Below are 19,167 nucleotides of genomic sequence, written 5' to 3' on the forward strand. Positions count from 1 at the left end.
TGCGCGCATAAGAAAAAGAACCTTCAGCACTCACCACCATACGAGTGGAGCTGAAGGTTCTTTCATTAACTGCAATTACACGCTATGCTTCCGCACCGCACCAACCGTCCAATCGGACAATTCCGTGATCTTCATCTTCTTCAGACCTCTCAGATAAGTGTCCAGATCGCCGATCGGATCCGTCCACTTGCTGTCGATGGTTCCCAGGCCGTTCATGATCCCGAGTGCCGAGACGATTTGAGCAGCGTTGCAGTCGACGTCTTGTCCGACCATCGCAATAATGTGCAGCGTTTCGTCGAAATCGCCATTGCCGTACCACAGCGCAACGACTTCGGCCATCGCGTTCGGGTAGGCGTGAATCCAGTTGTACTCCTTGAACTTTTCCTCGCACAGCGCCCAAGTCTGCTGCCAATCCTCGTGCTGACGGCACCATTCCAGCGCCGTAGAAACGAAATCATAATACTCGCTGTCGGAAGGGATCGCCTCCACGGACAATTCCACGATCTTGCGGATGTCCTTCTCGACGAATGCGAGCGATACGAAGACCGCATTGAAGATTTCGCCCAGCACGCCATTGCCGGCATGGGAGACGACGCCGTCCTTCCAGGCCAATCTGGCCGCTTCCTTCGGATTGCCCGGAGCCACCATGCCGCAGATAGCCCCCCGCATCTGAGCGCCGATCCATTCCCGGAACGGGTTGTTCCGATAGCCGCTCTCAGGCGGGTAGATGCCTGTGCGAATGTTCTTCAGGGCGATCTCTTCCGCCGACCATCCGCTCGGCACCAAGGCGACCCACTCCTCGGCAATCGTATCGGAAGTCACCTCATAGCCCTGTTTATCGAACGCGCTCAGGAATGCAATTTCGAATGTAATGTCGTCATTGTACGTATTCGGCTTGCGGACGTAATGGCGAATATCGCCGAATTTCGCCTTCAGCTTCTCCGAGGTGTATCCCTCAATCGCGGTTCCTAGCGCGCCTCCGACGATTTGAGCGAGCCATCCCGCATAGATCCGCGAAGCGAAATCTTCCGCTTTCACATCGTACGGGCCGTATGAAGGGAATTTCGCTTTCTGCTCATACGCTTCCCAGGTCGTATAAGGGGTGTACGTCCAGAAGTTCGATTGCTCGTTCTTCGGCAGACGGTTCAGCTCCGCCATCAGCCGTGCCGTAATCCGCTGAAGCTCCGCCATATCGTCCTTGGAATAGGCCTCTTCGCCCGCGTCCAGCAGCGGAAGCAGATGGTCCGTCTCATAGCCCATATTGTGCATCGATTGCACGGCCGCTACGGCCAGCATCTCGGGAGCTCCGGAGCCTGGTACATTGCTGTGCCAGAACAGCTTAAGCGTCATGTCATGGAATTTCTCCACTTCATTCATCGCCAGCCATGTCTGTTCTTCTTCATCCAATACGACCGGATTCGCCTCTTGCAGCAAACGGTATGCTCTTTCCCATGCTTTCATTGGTGATTCCTCCCCCGTCAATATCCATTGAAGTGCTTCAAGCTTTTACACAACCCGGCTCATAAAATGCGCCAGAAAACGTTCGGCATCGACTTCCACGCATACGTGAATGCTTGGCGACTGGGCCGCCGTCCCGGTTTCGTTAACCCGGGTTTGGCCCAGCGCAGGCGCGCCGTCTTCCGTGTCGACTTCAATCGGCATCGCCACGATCTTGCAGAACGAAGGATCGATGACGACCCCGACCGCCAGCGGATCATGCAGGGCGCAGCCGCCGATGCCGGGATTAAAGTTTTCATATGCGTCCATGTAGAAATCCGCTGCATCTGCCATAAAGCGCGACAGCTCCGTCCCATCGCTTCTCCACTCCTGCAGCCGGGTCCGTGGCAGCAAAGTCTTCATCGTAACGTCCAAGCCGACCATCGTGATCGGGAGTCCGGAACGGAACACAAACGCCGCAGCCTCCGGATCGCTATGAATATTCGCTTCTGCGTATGGCGTCACGTTGCCGGGTACCGTTGCGGCCCCGCCCATGATGACGACTTCGTCCACCAGGCTGACGAACTCGGGATCCGCTTCGATGGCCAGCGCCAGGTTGGTCAGCGGGCCGACCGCGATAATCGTAATTTCACCCGGCATCCGCCGCACTTGGTCGACCATGAACTCGGCCGCCGTCATCGAACCGGCCCGTCCTGTGGGCGAAGCCCCGCGCAGCGCGCCGCCAAGACCGTCCTCGCCGTGCACATGCTTGGCATCGCCCAGCACATCCGCACGGCGGAACGGCTTGCTTGCGCCGGCATAGACCGGTACGTCCCCTTGTCCAAGCATCTCGAGGACATATAACGTATTGCGGGTCGCGACCTCCGAAGAAATGTTCCCGAACTGCGTCGTCAGTCCCAGGAGCCGCAGCTCAGGGGAATGCGCCGCATAGGCAATTGCCATCATATCGTCGATACCCGTATCGACATCCAGAATAACCGGTTTCACTGTATGCCCACCTCGCTGCTGTTAGTTCTTCTTGGAGTAACTCGTTAGCGTGCCGATCATCATATCCCAGAATCTCGCCGTATCCAGCTCCAGCGCGACATTTACATTCGGCTCCTTACCCGTTACGCCGAGCATGTCCACGACCGTCATGCCATACGTATGCTCGCCCTGCGTCTCGATATCCACGTGCAGCTTGCGGCAGGTGAACACGGACGGATCGATGCAATACGCGACGCAGCAGGCGTCGTGAATCGGCGCGCCGTCGAAGCCGAATACTTCCTTGTACGTATGCATGAAAAATTGCAGCAGCTCCTCAACGAAATCCGATACCGGATTCCCGATGGCCCTAATCCGCTCCTGAATTTCGGGGGTCGCCAGCGCCTTATGCGTCAAATCCAATCCGAACATCGTAAGCGGGACGCCGCTCTCGAAGACAACCTTGGCCGCTTCGGCATCGACGAAAATGTTAAACTCCGCTGCCGGCGTCCAGTTGCCGATCGTACCGCCCCCCATAAGGACGATCTCGCGGATCTTCGGCAGAATGGCCGGCTCCTTCCGCATAGCCATCGCGATATTCGTTAGCGGGCCGACTGGTACGAGCGTAATATCCCCTTCGGAAGCAAGCAGCTGCCGGATGATGAAATCAACGGCATGCTCTCCGGTGATGGTCTTCACCGGATCCGGCAGCGAAGGACCGTCCATACCGCTGTCGCCGTGAATATCGGCCGCCGTTTCGCGCTTCCTTACAAGCGGTTGTCCTGCGCCTTTGGCGACAGGCAGCTCCTGCAGTCCCGCGATTTCGCATACCTTGAGCGCGTTGACGGTCGTTTTCTCCACTTCCGCATTCCCTGCAACGGTTGTGATGCCGATCAGCTCCACGTTCGGATTGGCTGCTCCAAGCAATATCGCAATCGCATCATCATGCCCAGGATCGCAATCGATGATGATTTTTCTTCTTTCTGCACCGCTCATCTTGTAACTCATCTCCTCATTATGGCATAGTGGCTAGTCGTCGCTTATTCCGCAGCGCGAAGAACACGAGTACGGCAATCGTCACGACATAAGGAATCATCTGAATGAATTGGCTTGGGATCGGCGAATTCGGCACGGTCTGAACGATCGTGGCCAGCGCGCTGGCCAGGCCGAAGATAAGCGATCCGATCAGAATCCCGATCGGGTTCCGGTTGCCGAGCAAGACGACGGCAAGCGCGAGGAAGCCGGTACCGGCCGTCATGTCCTTAACGAACATATTCGTTAATCCATTGGATAGGAAGGCGCCGGCCAAGCCTGCGAAAACTCCGCTCCAAGCAAGCGCGGAATATTGAATCCGCTTCGCCGGTATCCCGAGCGACTGGGCGGCATATGGCGCCTCTCCGACGGAACGGAGATGCACGCCGTATGGCGTCCGGTAAATCAAGAAGATGCAGAATATAACCGAGAAGAGCGCAATCCAGACCATCAGGCTGTGCCCGCTGAGCAGCTTGCCCAGCACCGGTACATCCTCGATGAACGGTATATTCACGGTCGGAATACGCGGAGCTCCGGACGGCGAATAGTTACCGGTCATGCCATAGAGCTTGCTCATCAAGAAAATCGTAAAGCCGGATCCGAAGATGTTCACCGCGAATCCCGTAATGATAATATCGACTTTCATCTTAAGCGAGAAGAATCCCATCCCGTAGCTGACCAGCACGGATGTCGCAACGCCGGCGAGCACGCCGACCGCCCAGTTGCCCGTACTGGAGCCGACCGCAATCGAGGTGAATGCCGACAACAGCATCAAACCCTCCAGGCCAATGTTGATGACGCCGCCGATATCCGAGATCAGTCCGCCCAATGAAGCCAACAGAATCGGCGTCATGACGCGAAGCAGGACAGCAACCAGCGTCAGGTCCACGATTTGGCCCCAAATCGTTTGCCACACCATATTACTTCACCGCCTTCTGCCCGGATCTGGCATATCTTTGTTTGATATAAGTGAAAATCGCCTGCGCCGATACAAGAAGTACGAGCATAACCTGGATGATAACGGCAACCTCGCGTGGCATGTCGCTTCCGAACTGCATCGTTTGCGCGCCTACCTGAATATAAGCGTAGAACAGCGCTGCGATCAGAACGCCGATCGGATGGTTGCGGGCAAGCAGGGCGATGATGATCCCGTCGAAACCGAGATTTGCCGAGAAATTCTCCTTGAACGTCCCGTGAATGCCGAGTACCTCTACAATTCCGGCCAATCCGGCCAGCGCACCGCTGATCATGACGCTGACCACGATGACTTTGCGCGTAGCGATCCCGCCATAACGGGCGAAGTGGCCATTCTTCCCGACCAATCGCAGCTCATACCCGATGGATGTCTTGTACATCAGCAGGTAGACGATAATGACCGCCGCCACCGCGATCAGAATTCCGGCGTGGGCAGCCATGCCGGGAAAGAGCTTCGGCAGAAGAATATCTTTGCTGATATTATCCATCTTGGCGTATCCGCCGCCACTTGCCGCCTTCAGCTGGTTATTGACGAAATAGGACGTGGTCAGAATCGCCACGAAGTTGAGCATCAGCGTCGTCACGATCTCGTTTGCGTTCAAATACGCCTTCAGCACGCCCGGTATCGCTCCGAACAGGGCCCCGCCCAAGAGCGCGCAGACAATAACGAGCGGAAAATGAATCCACGGGCTCAAATCCGGCAAATAGACGCCGGCAAGCGCTCCGACGAAGGCGCCGATGTACAGCTGGCCTTCCGCACCCATGCTGAACACGCCGGATTGGAATACGACGGAGAGCGCGAGACCTGTCAGAATAAGCGGAACGGCCTTGTTGAGGATCGTTCCGATATTGAACGTGCTGGATAGCGGATCAAGGAGCAGCGCGCTAATCGCCGTGAAGGGCTCGCTGCTCGTCAGCAGAATGACGACGAATCCGCAGAGCAGTGCCGTCACAACCGCCGCCAAGATTCCGCCTATCTCCAAAAATAATGCTTTGGACGATTTCATCTCGTCGCCTCCAGTTCCTGCTTCTTGATGCCCAGCATGTAATAGCCGATCTCTTGCTCGGTCAAGTCCGGCGTGTTGTCGAGAACCGCCACGATCTCGCCGTCATAGAGAACGATAATCCGGTCGCTCAATGCCATGACTTCGGACAATTCGGCCGATACGACCATGACGGCCGCACCGCCATCGCGACGCTTGATAATTTCGCGATGGATGAATTCGATTGCGCCGATATCGACCCCGCGCGTCGGCTGCGATGCGATGAGCAGCAGCGGGTTCTTGGACAGCTCCCGCGCGACGACAACCTTCTGGAGGTTACCGCCCGACAGCGCACCCGCCATCGTTTCTTCGCTCTGTGCCCGGACATCGAAGGTTTCCATCATGATTTTGGCGAACTGCTTCACTTTCTTCTGATTGATGAATGGCCCCCACTTGAACTCCGGGTTCCGATAATGATCCAGAATCAGATTTTCCGCAATGCTGGACGTTAAGCTGGCGCCTGCGGTTTGCCGGTCCTCGGGTACGTGCCCGACCTTCATCCGGCGGATCTCCGCAACGCTTGCGCTGAGCAAATCCTTGTTCTGATAGCGGACTTCGCCCGAAGTTGCCTTGCGCAGCCCGGTAATGACCTCGACCAGCTCCGTCTGGCCGTTCCCTTCCACGCCGGCAACGCCAAGAACCTCGCCCCCGCGAATGTCGAAGGATACCCCTCTTAACGCATCCGCGCCCTTATCGTCCAATGCGCCGAGTTTGCGGACGGACAGCACCGTATCTTTCGGCTCCGCCGGAATTTTATCGACCCGGAACAAGACATCCCGGCCGACCATCAGGCGCGAGATTTCTTCCTGATTCGTCTCCTTCGTGTTCAGGGTCGCAATCGATTTGCCGGCCCGCAGCACGGTAATGCGGTTTGAAATCTCCATTACCTCGCGCAGCTTGTGCGTAATGAAAATAATCGTATGCCCCTCGCTAACCAGCGCCTTGATGGAATCGAACAGCTCATCCGTTTCCTGTGGCGTCAGAACCGCCGTCGGCTCATCCAGAATAATGAGCTTCGCGCCCCGGTACAGCACCTTCAGAATTTCCACCCGCTGCTTCTGTCCCACCGGAATGGATTCGACTTTGGCCTGCATATTCACTTTCAAGCCATACGTCTTGATCAGATGCTCCACATCCTTGAATTCCTTCGTACGGTCGCGGAGCAGCGAGAACGGGCCTCTCTTCGGCTCATCGCCAAGCACGATATTCTCCGACACCGTCAAGGAAGGCGCCAGCATGAAGTGCTGATGCACCATGCCCATCCCTTGCTTGATTGCATCTCTTGGCCCGTCGAAGGTAACCGCATGTCCCTTGTATTCGATCGTGCCGTCCGTCGGCGCTTCGAGCCCGAACAAAATTTTCATCAAGGTGGATTTGCCGGCCCCGTTCTCGCCGACCAAGGCGTGAATTTCACCTTCGTGAACAGTCAGATCGACGCCCCGGTTCGCTGCGGTTCCATTCGGATACACCTTGTGGATATTTTTCATCTCGAGTAAAATTGGCATCTCTAACTCCCCCAACCATAAAATAATTCCATTTCGGGGCTTATGCGAGAAGAAACGGCCGCTATGGCGCGTACTGAATTTCTCCCCTCAGAAATACAAGCAAAGCAGCTTATTTTTTAATAAAGAGAGGTGTGGACCTGCCTCACCTCTCTTATAAGGATTACCTACAGAGACGATTTAACCGTAATTTCGCCCTTGGACAGCTTATCCTCGATCTCAACCATCTTGTCTTTGATCGATTGCGGTACGTGCTGCTCGTACAGCTCGTCCTTCGACAGGCCGACGCCGCCTTCTTTCATGCCGAGCACTTCGCTCGAGCCTAACTTCAATTCGCCTTTCTGCATCAATTCAAAAGCGCGGAAGATGGACTGATCGACGTTCTTCAGCATCGATGTCAGTACGCTTCCCGGGTACAGCGGGTTTTGGTTGGCGTCAACGCCGATGGAATATACGCCTTTTTCATTGGCTCCTTCCAGTGTGCCCAATCCTGCTGCAGAAGCTACGTTAAATACGATATCCGCTTTCTGCGAGTTAATTTGCGCCATCGTCAATTCCTTGCCCTTCGGAGCGTTGGAGAAATCCCCGACATAAGAAGCAACGACCTTCACGTCTTTGTCAACATAATGCGCGCCTTGCTCGTAACCGGATTTGAAGTCATTGATAATCGGAATATCCATACCGCCGACGAAGCCGATCACTTTCTCCGGATTTGCGCCTTTCAGCTCTGTGCTGGTTGTAACCAACGCGCCGAATGCGCCTGCCAGGAACGAACCTTCGCTCTGGGAGTACAGCATGGAATAGATATTCGGAACGCCGTCGATCGTATCGTCGAAGAAGATAAATTTCACGTCCGGATAACGTCCTGCCAGGTCAATCGTAATATCTTTCATTTGGCTCGTGCCGACGACGACAACGTTGTAGTTGCCGCTGGAAACGAGGGACTCCAAGCTTGCCGCCCAGTCCGCTTGGTTCGTGCCGCCTTCGACCGTCTTGGCCTTGATGCCGAGCTCTTTAACGGCCCTTTTCATACCGGCTTCCGCGGAGTCGAAGAAGCTCTTATCGCCCAATGTGCTGTTTACGAAGTAGACCGCGCTAATTTGCTCGCCGCCCCCCGTTTCGGATGGCGCTGGAGCAGTCCCGTTGTTGGTATTCTTGCCGCCGCATGCGCTGAGGAGCAATGCGATCGAGAGGAAGATAACGCCGACTACGCTGAACTTTTTGGTTTTCATGGATGTAAGTCTCCCCTTTGTCATCTCTAATTGTGTGCTTCCTGCTTAATGAACTGTTCGGCTTCCTCCAGGCTCGGCATGGAGGCTTGCGCCCCCTTGCGCGTCACCGTGAGCGCGCCGATGGCGGAAGCGAACTTCGCCGCCGCCCAGATGTCTTTGCCGCCGACGATTGCCGTACCCACCGCGCCGGCGAAAGCATCTCCCGCAGCCGTGGAATCCACCGCATCCACTTCGTATGACTCCACGAAGAAGGTGCGGTTCGCGTTGACGACGACGATCCCCTTCTCCCCCAGCTTTGCGAACACCGTCGTGACGCCCTTGCGGAGCAGCTCGACGGCCGCAAGCTTGGCGGTTACTTGATCATGGACATGTATGCCGGTCAACTGCTTGATTTCCGTCTCGTTCGGGACGATGTAATCGACCAGGCCGAGCAGCTCCTCCGACAGCGTCTGCGCAGGAGCCGGGTCCAGCAGGACGGGAACCTTGTAACGTCTGGCAATCGCAATCGCTGCCTTCACGGTCTCCAGCGGAACCTCGAGCTGGACCATGAGCAGCTTCGCCTGCTTGATCAGCTCTTCATGCCGCTCAACATCCTCCGGGGTCAGCCGAAGGTTGGCGCCGGGAGCAACGACGATGCTGTTGTCGCCTTCCGAATCCAGCGTGACGAACGCTACGCCTGTTGCGTCCTCCGTTATGGTCTCGATCGCATGACAATCGACCCCGGCTTCCGCCAGATTGGCAAGCAGCTGTTCCCCGAACAGATCCGAGCCTACTTTCCCGATCATGGCCACTGTGGCGCCAAGCTTGCTCGCCGCTACGGCCTGGTTGGCTCCCTTGCCGCCAGCGTTCATGAAGAAGTCGCTGCCGAGCACGGTTTCCCCCCGAGCGGGGCGATGGTTCAGACTGACGACCATGTCCATATTTAAACTGCCGACTACAACTATTTGTGCATTCATTTCTGGTCCACCCCACCGCTTGTTTCTCTGTGTATAAGTTTATGTTCCATAATCACGTTCTTCGCGCCGGAGCTCACCCCCTTTATCTGATCGTCGAGCAGCTGTACCGCAGTAACCCCGATTTGGTAAGCCGGTATCGAGATCGTGCTCAGAAGCGGCCTCGACATTCGGCTGAACGGAATGTCGTCGCAGCCAATAATGGCAACATTCTGCGGTACGCTCATGCCCCGGCGGTGAATCTCCTGCATCGCCCCAAGCGCCAGCAGATCATTCGATGCGAACAAAGCTGTCGGCCGGTAATCGTCGAGCACGGCGCCCATCTGGTGCAATCCCGATTCGTAGCTGAACGAACCGAGGCTAATAAACGGCTCCAGATTCGCTTCACGCATCGCGTCCAGATATCCGTTCTTGCGGTTCTCCGCCGATTGAATGTCCTTCGGTCCCGCCAGATGGGCAATGCGGGTATGACCCTGCCCGATTAAGTAGTTGACGGCTTCATAGGCTGCTTTGTAATCATCAATCAGCACGGCGTCGAAAGGCGCATTGTCGATGACGCGGTCACAGAGGACGATAGGCATCCTCAGACTGCTTAAATCCGATACGGTCTCCTCGTCCATAACCGAGGAAATAAGAATAATGCCTCCTACCTGTTGTTCCACCATTTTGCGAATATATTCTCTCTCCAAAGCCGGTTCGTTATCGGTGTTACTGATGAAGAGCGCATAACCGAGCCGGTGGGCGGCATCCTCTATGCCGCGTGCCAATACCGGGAAGTATGGATTCGTAATATCGGGAAGGATCAGGCCGATCATGTTCGTCCGGCTCGTCGCCAAATTTCTCGCAATCGCACTGGGGCGGTAACCCAGCTCTTCGATGGCTTGAAGAACCCTCTCCTTGATCTCCTCCTTCACTTGAGGGTTGTTGTTTAGCACGCGGGATACGGTAGCCTTGGACACCTGTGCCCGCTCCGCCACGTGAAGAATGGTCGGTTTCATACGCTCAGCTCACCTTCGTCTCTTCAGAAACCGGTTTCTTACTTGAATAAAAAAAATACGGTTTCTTCATTTTGATCAAATTTACGGGTCAGAAAGCGGTTTCTCAAAATCTTGTCAGTCTAGAAAGCGGTTTCTGAATTCCAATATATCATGTCGAATAATGTCGTGCAAGCGTTTTCTTAGTCGAAACATTACGGTAATTGTTGGTATGGCCTTTTATTAGGCTTGCTGCATGTCAAAAAGGGCACTTGTTTAAAGTGCCCCAATGAAACTGAATAATTACTCTCAATTCCGCCTCAGATCGTCAGTTTATCCGGGTTTCGAATGAAATACAGATTCCGTATGACATCATCCTCGAAACTGAAGAGCAGAATCGTCTCGATCCGCCCTTCTGAGCGGATAACAACCCCTGTCTGGCCGTTGATATCTTCGAGCTGAACGTCTTCGCTGTATTGCGGATATTTACGGATAATGCCAATAAGGAACCGGATGACATGATCGCGCGATTCAATACGATTGATTGCGGCGGTTGCTTTGCCTCCTCCATCCGAGATGAGCGCAGCATCTTCCGCCAGCAGCGATACTACCGTGTCCACTTGCCCCTCATGAAGAGCTGATAGAAACCGGCGGACCCATTCCTCTCCTCCCGATTCGGCGCGTATCGGTTCCTCAAGGCCGATGCCCATCTTCCCTCTCGCACGGCTGATCAGCTTGCGGCAATTCACTTCGCTCTTGCCAATCAGCTCGGCAATGACCGGGTAATCGAAGCCGAGCGCTTCGCGAAGGACGAATACGGCCCGTTCCGCCGGAGACAGCCTCTCCAGCAGCACAAGCATCGCATACGACAGCAGTTCGCCGCGGATAACCGTTTCCAGCGAATCATCCTCCGGCGTAAGAATCGGTTCGGGAAGCCACTCGCCGAAATACTGCTCCCTACGCCGCCTGGCCGATTTCATCACATCCAGGCAGCGGTTCGTCACCATTTTGCACAAGTAGGCTTTCGGCTCGGCAACAAGATCCAGATTGACATCGTAGGCTTTAACAAATACGTCCTGTACCGCATCCTCCGCGTCGGAGGCCGAACCGGTCAATTGATAGGCAAGCGTAAACAGCAGATTCTTATACTGCTTGTATAGCTCCTGCATCTCACCACTCCTGTCTTCACGCACCGCTTGATGTCTTCTATTTTAACAAACTGGCTATATCCCATGTATACTTTCGAATTTGCCAGCCGAGTCTTCCCGTGAAGATCAGGTCCAGCCCCCATTGCCGCGTCCATACGATCCCCTGCTCCGGCCCCAGCCCGAAACAAAAGAAGTCCATGAAGCTCTTATGCGACGGTGCCGGCCGCCCTTCCATATCCGCCAGCACGATCTTGCCGAGCCGTGCCGCTTGGGCGGTCGCTTCCTTGCAGGTCTTCCCGTCCGCCTGTCCGCTGGCGGGATCTACGATTTGCGCGCAATCGCCGATACTGTAAACGCCTGGAAAGCCTTGAACCCGGTAGCTTGCATCTACGGCAACGTAACCATCCGGCGTGAGCGGCAGCCCGATCCTGCTCAGCATGGGGCTTGGCGCAAGCCCCAATGTCCACACGCATAGGCCGGCCGGCGCCGTCTTGCCGTCCGATAAGGTTAGCTTCCCGTCCTTCTCCTTCATCACCTTGCTCCTGTGCAAGACCGTAACTCCGCTAGCGGCAAGCAGCTGTTCCAGCTTATGCCCTACCTTAGCCGGTCCCTGGCCGAAAAGCCGGTCATGCGCATTGAACAGCCTTACCGTCACGTCGTCCGGATCCAAACCGAGCGCCTTCGCATCTGCTTGGACAGAGTACGCCAGCTCCGCGGATGTCTCGATACCGCTTATGCCGGCCCCCGCAACGGCGACCGTCATTAATCGCCTGCGCTCTTCGTCATTCGTTTCCCCGGCCGCTTTCGTTAGATTCATGCGCCAAGCTGCGCGTATCTTCATCGCCGCTTCCAAGCCCGTAAGCGCTATGCCGCCCTGTTCGGAGTCGGGCTGCCGCACGACACTGCCGGCCGCCAGCACGAGAATATCATAGTTCATGGCATGCTCATTGCCGTCGGCATCCTGGTATAACAACCGTTTCACCCCGGTTTCGACGGCTGTAACGGCAACCTGTATGATTTCAACTTCCTCGGGAAACAGCTGGATCAGCGGAATCTTAATATCGTGGTCTCCGGCCGCGGGCTTGAAGAGCAGCACTTTGCGAAGATGGTAAGGGTTCTTGTCGATTAGAACGATTCGAACCGTTCCTTTGCCCGATTTTTCCCGGAGCGATTTCTGAATCGCTTTAACGGCATGAATGCCCGCATAGCCTCCGCCAATTACGACGCATGTCATTTCTCTCATCAATACTCACTCCTTATCCTTTGTGAGCATAAAACGAGATAAGACTCCGGTTTGTGACACGCCGCAATTCGATGCCGATGTAACTGGGGGCAGTGGGCAACGCACAAAAGCCCCTTCGCCGGTTGTCCGGTAGAAGAGGCTTTTGCTTTTCCTTTGTTTGACGATTTAGGAACGGATGTCGCATTTGTTCATAATAAACGAAATTTGATTTTCTAGCCGATTGATCTTCTCCTGCGCCTCCAAATTGCTCGAGCCTTGTCCCCGAAGCGAAGCGAGTTCCTGCTTGAGCTGATGCAGATCCTCACTCGAGTTGGCGCAGTCGTAGCGGCTCTCCAAATTGTCGAGCATGGCGAAACCCTCCATCCGTAAGGTCGATCTTCCTTATTATGAAGGACGGTCCGCCGGTTTATTCATGACGGCTGCTATCACTCCTACCGGCTTACGCTTACAACAATCCTTTGAAGGAATTCCGGATGACGTCTCCCCGGCTAATAATGCCGACCAGCACCCCATTGCGCTCGACCGGCAGTTTCTTGATTTGCTTCTCGCCCAGAAGAGCCGCGAAATTCTCGCATTCCTCATCCCAATTCACTTTATGCACCTTCTTCTTCGCGATGGACATGACGTTGAGATCCAATATTTTTTGAACCCGGTCTTCGAACTCGTCTTCGTCCCCTTTAACGACATTCACGAAATAGAACGTATCTACTACCAAATCCTTATGCTTCCCGATAAATCGCATAATATCGCCATCGCTGATAAAGGCGACGATTTCATTCCTGTCGTTGACGACGGGGAGGCCGCTAATACCGTGATCGATAAACTTCTCGAGGACAGACCGGATCGTATCCTGCTCCTTTACCTTGTACACGTGACGTACCATGATTTCATGCGCTTGCATAGCTCCATCCTCCCCCCGTACATTTGATTTGCGCGCAAACTAGTTGTATTATGAAAGTATATGTTGATTGTATTATACAACTAATAGACAGGTTGTCAATGGACGCGTTTTCTCGTGATGGCTGTTATTTCAATACATGAGCAGGTATGTTACCATAGGGCTTATTGAGAAGATGCAGCTTTCGCCGTCCTCTGCGGTGAATCTAGTTTCTTCCCCCTGCACGGGAACAGCCACGCGTGCTTTATAACTTTACGTGCTAATCTTGCAAAAAAACAGTGAGGTAGAACACAATGGGCGAAAATTCACTGGACATGATCGAATTCGAATTGACCCTTCTCCACCGCCGTCTTACATCCATATCAACCGATAAAACAATAGGCAACCTGGATCAGTCTGCCTATCTGCTTCTTCAACGAATCGCTTATCACGGCTCTACCGGCGTAAAAGCGCTGTCGGATGAATTCCGGCTGGACATATCCACCGTAAGCAGGCAAGCTGCCGCACTGGAGCAGAAAGGCTATGTGAGCCGTATTCCCGATCCGCTGGACGGGAGAGCCTACTCCTTGCATATTACCGATCAGGGAATCGAGGAATTGATGGAGAGCAAGAACGCCAGACAAGCCAGAATCGAGGAGCTTCTGAAGAGCTGGTCCGATGAGGAACGAAGCCTGTTCGGGCAGCTGATGAAAAAATTCAATCGCACGTTCACTTCTTAAGCCCCCTTTCCCAGGGGGCTTTGTTCATGAAGAAGCATCGCGCTTAATGAGTAAAGGGCATCCGATATTATCGGATGCCCTTGCTCGCCGCTAGGTGAGCCTTCTCTTTAGCATATTTGTCCTTAGTCATCATGTTTATCTCGACATACCCGGCCTATTTCCTGGTCAAAGAAAGTATAGACCCTTAAAGAGCGGAACATGTCGAATTGACTACCCAACCAGCCCCGTCCTCTCGATGCTCTCGACAAAGTACCGCTGCACAAACATATATAGAATAATAATGGGAGCGATGAACAGCAGCTCGCCCGTATTTTTGATCATATAGGCGTATAAGCCGTCTTCGAACTGCGTAGCCGTCCACATCGTCGGCAGCATGGTGGACAAGACTTTGATCCGCGTCAGCAGCAGCGAGACGTAGTAATTGTCGTTCCACATCCAAACGAACGAGAACAGAAACACGGTAATGATCGCAGGAACGGCGTTCGGCAGCATGATCCGGTAGAAGGTCTGAAACACGCCGCACCCGTCGATATAAGCAGCCTCCTCCAATTCCTTCGGAATGCCGCGGAAGAATTGCCGGAAGATAAAGATGAACAGCCCGCTCTTGATGCCCATTCCCGTTGCCGACTGCAGGATGAACGGCCAATAGCTGTCCAGCAAGTTAACGCCGTTCGTGCCTGTGAACAGGCCGATCAGACCGGCGATGTCGAAGAACCGGTAGTTCAGATACGTCGGAATCATCAGCGTCTGGGACGGAACCACGATGGTAAACACCGCAAGCGCGAACAGAATCCCGCTTCCCTTGAATCGGAGCCGGGCGAAGCCGAATGCGGCGAGCGAGCAGGAGATCACCTGCAGCACCGTCGTCAGGAGCGAAATGAACAAGGAGTTCACGAAGGTATCGGCATAGTTCAGTGTTTCCGCCGCGAAGCGGAAGTTGTCGAGCGTAAAATGCTTCGGGATCCACAGCACGGTCGGATCCAGCATATCCGCACGCGCTTTGAAGGAAATCGATATTTTGAAAAAGAGCGGGTACAGGATGACGAAGCAAAGTCCGGTGACCAGCGTCGCCCTGACGAGGATCCAAGCCCAGTGCTGCATCTTGGCGAGCGGTTGCTTCTCTTGTGCGTATCGGGTGACCGTTGCGCCGGCTCTCACCACAGCGTGTTTCAGAGTAATCCCTCCTAAAGGTTTTCCAGAGGAAAACCACTTCGTAAGCATAGGCTAAGGTTTTCCGAAGGAAAACCACTTCGTAAGCATAAGCTAAGGTTTTCCAGAGGAAAACCACTTCGTAAGCATAAGCTTTGTTTCCGTAAGGAAACTCAACTTCGTAAGCATAAGCTAGGATTTTCCGTAGGAAAACCACTTCGTAATTTAATCCACATAAGTTGGGCGAAGAAAGTACATAGAGTGGAGCAGGAAGAATGATTCTGGAGAAGCGCTAGCGGTCGCCTTTGTTCCCGGATTTCAACCTTTAATGGATTCAAAGAAAACCGGGAACAACAGAGATCGGAAGAACATTCTGCCTGCGCAGCGGGTTGTGTTCCAAATTGCTTTAATTTAATCTAGTCGTAATAGAACACTTTGCTCGATACGACGCGCACCAAGATGAGCAGGATGATCGACGTCACGCCGAAATATACCCACGACATCGCTGCGCTGAGACTGAAGTCGAGCGCCTTGAACGCCGTCTCGTTGATCAATACGCTGAGCTTGTTGTAGTTGTACGAATCGATCACCGTGTAGATGATGTTCGTCAGAATAAGCGGACTGACCATCGGGAAGGTGATTTTCCAGAACGACTCATAGCTCGTAGCGCCTTCGATCTTGGCCGCCTCGTACAACGAAGGCGATACCGACTGAAGGCCGGCCAGGAAGATTAGAATCTGAACCCCGGAATGGCTGATGATCTCATAGATCCGGTCGACGGAACCCGTAATGTAACCCGTAATGCTGCTGCCGAATCCGGACTGCAGCATAAGCGCTTCAAGCTCGCTGCTCTTCAAGCCTTCCCCGTCGACGCCCCCTGTTACCGTCTGCGCGACGGTCGCCAGATCGCTGCTCTGCTCGATGGTGAGCAGATTGGTGGCCAGCAGCACGGGCAGGAAGAAGACCGCGCGCGCCAGTACTCTCCCGCGGAACTTCTGATTGAGCAGGGTCGCCGCGAACAAGCTGAAGATGACGATCGATGGGATGTTGATGATCAAATCGACAATCGACTCGAGCAGCAGACGGTTGAACGTCGGATGTTTGTAGAAAATTTCTTCATAGAACTCGAGCCCCGCGAATTCGGTGTCGAACCCGCCGATCGCCACCGCCAGGTTGTTAAAGCTGTACACAAGCGATTGATATAGCGGAATCGCGAACAGAAATACAAAGCCGAGGAACCAAGGACTGACGAACAGGACGCCCAGCAGCGACTTCTTCTGCGTCAGGGTGACGCTTTTCCTCATCTTTCTTCACCGCCCACCGCGTAGCTTTCCTCTTCCATGCGCATTCCTTCGACGGTTACCGCCGTCTTGTTGTAATTGACGGTTATCGTCCTGCCGCCCTCGTATGTCGTGCGGTACACGTTGTCAACCAGCTTCTCATGATTGATAATCGCCTGATTCCGTACACCCTTGAGCACTTCATTCGCCTCGCGGTAATAGCGCACCGCTTCGTTGAACCAATTCGCATAATGAGCCGAATACAAGTCGTCGAATTCCGTATTTCTCACCGCGGACGGCTTCTCATAGAACCATTGGTAATAGACGTTCGATCCGGTTTCCAGCGTTTTGAGCAGACTCGCCTTATAGCTTTGGTCGCGGTTCATGTTGATCGGCATGCCCGCATAATCGACAAATCCGTGCAGCACCATCTGGTAGAAGGGCACTTCCTCATCGGCAATATTCAGCTGGCTGCTGCCAAGCGGCGCATTCACAATGGTTGAGGCATAGGGAAGCACGCCCGCATTGCCGCCGCTGACCATCGTCTTTCCGGCCTGCTCGCTCAGCTGCTCCACGCTTTCCGCAATGATCGCCGCGCTGCCCTGCCGGTCGAGGGTTGCCGACTGCTTGACGTCGGAATTCATGTCGTCGCCGAGGTCGCGCAGCGAAATCCCGCCAACCTCCCACTTCCCATAAGTCTCCATAAACTCCGCGGTAAGCTCGGGCAGCCGCTTCGGGGACAGCAGGTAATAGGCTAACGTATCCCGATTCGTCGTCACCAGATCGGTCTTGTACTGGCCGATGCCTTTGCGGAATAAGAACTGGGTGCCGTCGCGCGATGGCTTAAATCCGTGTCCGCTCCGGTAAACCCGCAGGAAGGAGACATCCGGATACAGCTCAATCTGCTGCTCCTTCGCATATTGAACCAGCTGTCGAAATCCGTCTTCACCGCCGAGAACGCCGTCGATATCGACATCATCCGGATAATCGTGGTTCATCCCCTTGTTGAACCAACCGGAATAACGAAGCTGGATGTTGTTCATGTCTCGCTTCTTCAGCATCGCCAGCAGTGACTCCGCCTGTTCGAAGGTCGTCAACGCTTTGACCGATTGGTAAGGAATGCCCAGAAACGTCTCGCGCAAGGGAATGGAGCCAATCATATCGAGAATGAAAGGCGTATCCGCCGCTTCATCCAGCTTCGTCAATTGCCCATTCTTCACAAGTAATCCTTGGTAATACTTAGCCATACCCGCGTAATCGGCCGACTCTCCGGACAGGAACGTGTACCGCAGCTTAATATTGCCTTGATACATGTCGGGGAACATCGGGCTGTCCTTCTTCACTTGGCCCGCGCGATACGTAAACAGCTCCATCGGCTTTAGCAGAAAAGACGCGCTGACCCGGTTGTACGAATTGACGCGCCCGCTGACATCCGCCAGGATGGAAGCAACCGCATCCCCTTCCTCGATGATGCAGAAGAACGCCTGGTCGCCCTGTTTCATGCCGAATACGGGCAGCCGCGATTTTTGCGTAAATTGCTTCGGCTCATTCGGCTTATCCCTCAGCGTCTGATCCTTGCCGTACAGCGGCATCTCATAAGGGAGAGCGGCCGTCTTGCCGTTGTTCAAGTGAATGAGCGCGCCCGAGCCGTCCGGAACAAGCATATAGCCCTCCCGGTCCGTACCGGCTGCGCCGAACATCTCGAGCACCTGGACAGAATTGATCGGAAATTCCGGCGAATCCTTGATCTCGCTGGCCGCAACCCGAACCAGGAAATCTGTCCCGTCCAAGGCGTATTCAATCGGGATGGTGAACTTCGCGGATGCGGCGGACTGCTGCTCCCCGCCTTTATTTTGCTCATTGTCGAGCTTGGCGTCCTCTTCCGTATACCCAGCCAAGTCGAGAATGGCGACGACATCCTTCACGACGTAATCCGGCATCTCCTTCCGCCTGTAGATCTGCGTCTCTTCGTCGAGGAAGAAGCGCTTCTCGATTTCGAATTTCATATCCTCGTCCTGAAGCTTGCTTAAGATCTTCTCGTCCATGCGCTGCTTGGAAATAAACTGCGGAATGGCCTCCATGCCCTTCGAGAAATTTCCCAGCTGATACACCACTTTGATGCCCTTATCCGTCGTCTGGATCTCGAACTGCTTGTTCTTGATCGCCTCGGCGAAATTATTCGAATAAAAGGTTTGCCCTTTATCGTTGTTATAGACAATGGACAGCTGCGCCGACAGGTTGTCGCGGTTAATCGCTTCCGCTTTCTCATCCGCCTCCCGGTCCATGGGATTGGAATACCACATGCGCCCGCTGCGCTTGTCCTTGATGGCGATCTCCGTCGTCGACGGGTCGATGTACAGTTGGAGCGATTCGCTCTCCTGTACAAGGCTCAGCCCGCTAACGCTCGTATCCAATTTGCCGGTGACAACGGCCGTTTCAACCGGCTTATCTGCGGCGCTTTCCGCGCTTACCGTCCCAGCATATTCAGCCTTCTTGTTATCACCCTTCATGGTTGTCAGCATCAGCATGCTTGGATATGAAACCAAACAGATCCCCACGATGCCGGCCAGCATCCATCTCGCTGCTCTACGTCTCAAG

At 54.4% G+C, this 19,167-nt stretch carries 17 protein-coding genes; 1 reads left to right on the plus strand and 16 read right to left on the minus strand.

Annotation, left to right across the window (positions count from 1 at the left end; translation table 11 throughout):
• Positions 1-75: 75 nt before the first annotated feature.
• The 13 genes from L1F29_RS33140 to L1F29_RS33200 form a co-directional block, all read right to left on the minus strand.
• On the minus strand, positions 76-1,461 hold the full coding sequence (locus tag L1F29_RS33140) for an ADP-ribosylglycohydrolase family protein (protein ID WP_258386211.1): 1,386 nt from the start codon (positions 1,459-1,461) through the stop codon (positions 76-78).
• A gap of 45 nt (positions 1,462-1,506) precedes the next feature.
• Positions 1,507-2,445, minus strand: a complete 939-nt coding sequence (locus L1F29_RS33145; protein WP_258386212.1) for a nucleoside hydrolase — start codon at positions 2,443-2,445, stop codon at positions 1,507-1,509.
• Positions 2,446-2,466: 21 nt separating this feature from the next.
• Entirely contained in the window at positions 2,467-3,417 is a 951-nt protein-coding gene (locus tag L1F29_RS33150; RefSeq protein ID WP_258386213.1) for a nucleoside hydrolase, read from the minus strand.
• A 19-nt stretch (positions 3,418-3,436) separates the two neighbouring features.
• On the minus strand, positions 3,437-4,372 hold the full coding sequence (locus L1F29_RS33155; protein ID WP_258386214.1) for an ABC transporter permease: 936 nt from the start codon (positions 4,370-4,372) through the stop codon (positions 3,437-3,439).
• 1 nt (position 4,373) lies between these two features.
• Positions 4,374-5,435, minus strand: a complete 1,062-nt coding sequence (locus L1F29_RS33160) for an ABC transporter permease (protein WP_258386215.1) — start codon at positions 5,433-5,435, stop codon at positions 4,374-4,376.
• On the minus strand, positions 5,432-6,976 hold the full coding sequence (locus L1F29_RS33165) for an ABC transporter ATP-binding protein (protein WP_258386216.1): 1,545 nt from the start codon (positions 6,974-6,976) through the stop codon (positions 5,432-5,434). Before L1F29_RS33165 ends, L1F29_RS33160 begins: the two co-directional genes overlap by 4 nt.
• A gap of 164 nt (positions 6,977-7,140) precedes the next feature.
• Positions 7,141-8,205 (minus strand): BMP family lipoprotein, encoded by a 1,065-nt coding sequence (locus L1F29_RS33170; protein ID WP_258386217.1) that lies wholly within the window; start codon positions 8,203-8,205, stop codon positions 7,141-7,143.
• Positions 8,206-8,231: 26 nt separating this feature from the next.
• Positions 8,232-9,161 (minus strand): ribokinase, encoded by a 930-nt coding sequence (rbsK, locus tag L1F29_RS33175; RefSeq protein WP_258386218.1) that lies wholly within the window; start codon positions 9,159-9,161, stop codon positions 8,232-8,234.
• The gene (locus L1F29_RS33180; protein WP_258386219.1) at positions 9,158-10,156 is read right to left on the minus strand and encodes a LacI family DNA-binding transcriptional regulator; all 999 of its coding nucleotides are present in this window, start codon (positions 10,154-10,156) and stop codon (positions 9,158-9,160) included. The genes rbsK and L1F29_RS33180 overlap by 4 nt, the downstream gene beginning before the upstream one ends.
• Positions 10,157-10,452: 296 nt before the next feature.
• Positions 10,453-11,301: an RNA polymerase sigma factor SigJ gene (sigJ, locus tag L1F29_RS33185; RefSeq protein ID WP_258386220.1), complete on the minus strand. Its 849-nt coding sequence runs from the start codon at positions 11,299-11,301 to the stop codon at positions 10,453-10,455.
• A 37-nt stretch (positions 11,302-11,338) separates the two neighbouring features.
• Positions 11,339-12,523, minus strand: coding sequence for an NAD(P)/FAD-dependent oxidoreductase (locus L1F29_RS33190; RefSeq protein WP_258386221.1), 1,185 nt, complete (start codon positions 12,521-12,523; stop codon positions 11,339-11,341).
• Positions 12,524-12,688: 165 nt separating this feature from the next.
• Complete coding sequence (locus L1F29_RS33195) at positions 12,689-12,871, minus strand: DUF2524 domain-containing protein (protein WP_258386222.1); 183 nt, start codon at positions 12,869-12,871, stop codon at positions 12,689-12,691.
• 97 nt (positions 12,872-12,968) lie between these two features.
• A complete protein-coding gene (locus L1F29_RS33200) occupies positions 12,969-13,424 on the minus strand; it encodes a CBS domain-containing protein (protein ID WP_258386223.1) in 456 nt (151 codons plus the stop codon).
• A 290-nt stretch (positions 13,425-13,714) separates the two neighbouring features.
• Between L1F29_RS33200 and L1F29_RS33205 the strand changes: the two genes are divergently transcribed.
• Positions 13,715-14,140, plus strand: a complete 426-nt coding sequence (locus tag L1F29_RS33205; RefSeq protein WP_258386224.1) for a MarR family winged helix-turn-helix transcriptional regulator — start codon at positions 13,715-13,717, stop codon at positions 14,138-14,140.
• 210 nt (positions 14,141-14,350) lie between these two features.
• On the opposite strand, the gene L1F29_RS33210 is transcribed toward L1F29_RS33205, so the two are convergent.
• The 3 genes from L1F29_RS33210 to L1F29_RS33220 form a co-directional block, all read right to left on the minus strand.
• Positions 14,351-15,241: a carbohydrate ABC transporter permease gene (locus L1F29_RS33210; protein WP_258389891.1), complete on the minus strand. Its 891-nt coding sequence runs from the start codon at positions 15,239-15,241 to the stop codon at positions 14,351-14,353.
• A gap of 464 nt (positions 15,242-15,705) precedes the next feature.
• A complete protein-coding gene (locus L1F29_RS33215) occupies positions 15,706-16,593 on the minus strand; it encodes a carbohydrate ABC transporter permease (protein WP_258386225.1) in 888 nt (295 codons plus the stop codon).
• Positions 16,590-19,166, minus strand: coding sequence for a DUF5696 domain-containing protein (locus L1F29_RS33220; RefSeq protein WP_258386226.1), 2,577 nt, complete (start codon positions 19,164-19,166; stop codon positions 16,590-16,592). Before L1F29_RS33220 ends, L1F29_RS33215 begins: the two co-directional genes overlap by 4 nt.
• Position 19,167 lies beyond the last annotated feature (1 nt).

The sequence above is a fragment of the Paenibacillus spongiae genome, assembly GCF_024734895.1.
Classification (GTDB): Bacteria; Bacillota; Bacilli; order Paenibacillales; family Paenibacillaceae; genus Paenibacillus_Z; species Paenibacillus_Z spongiae.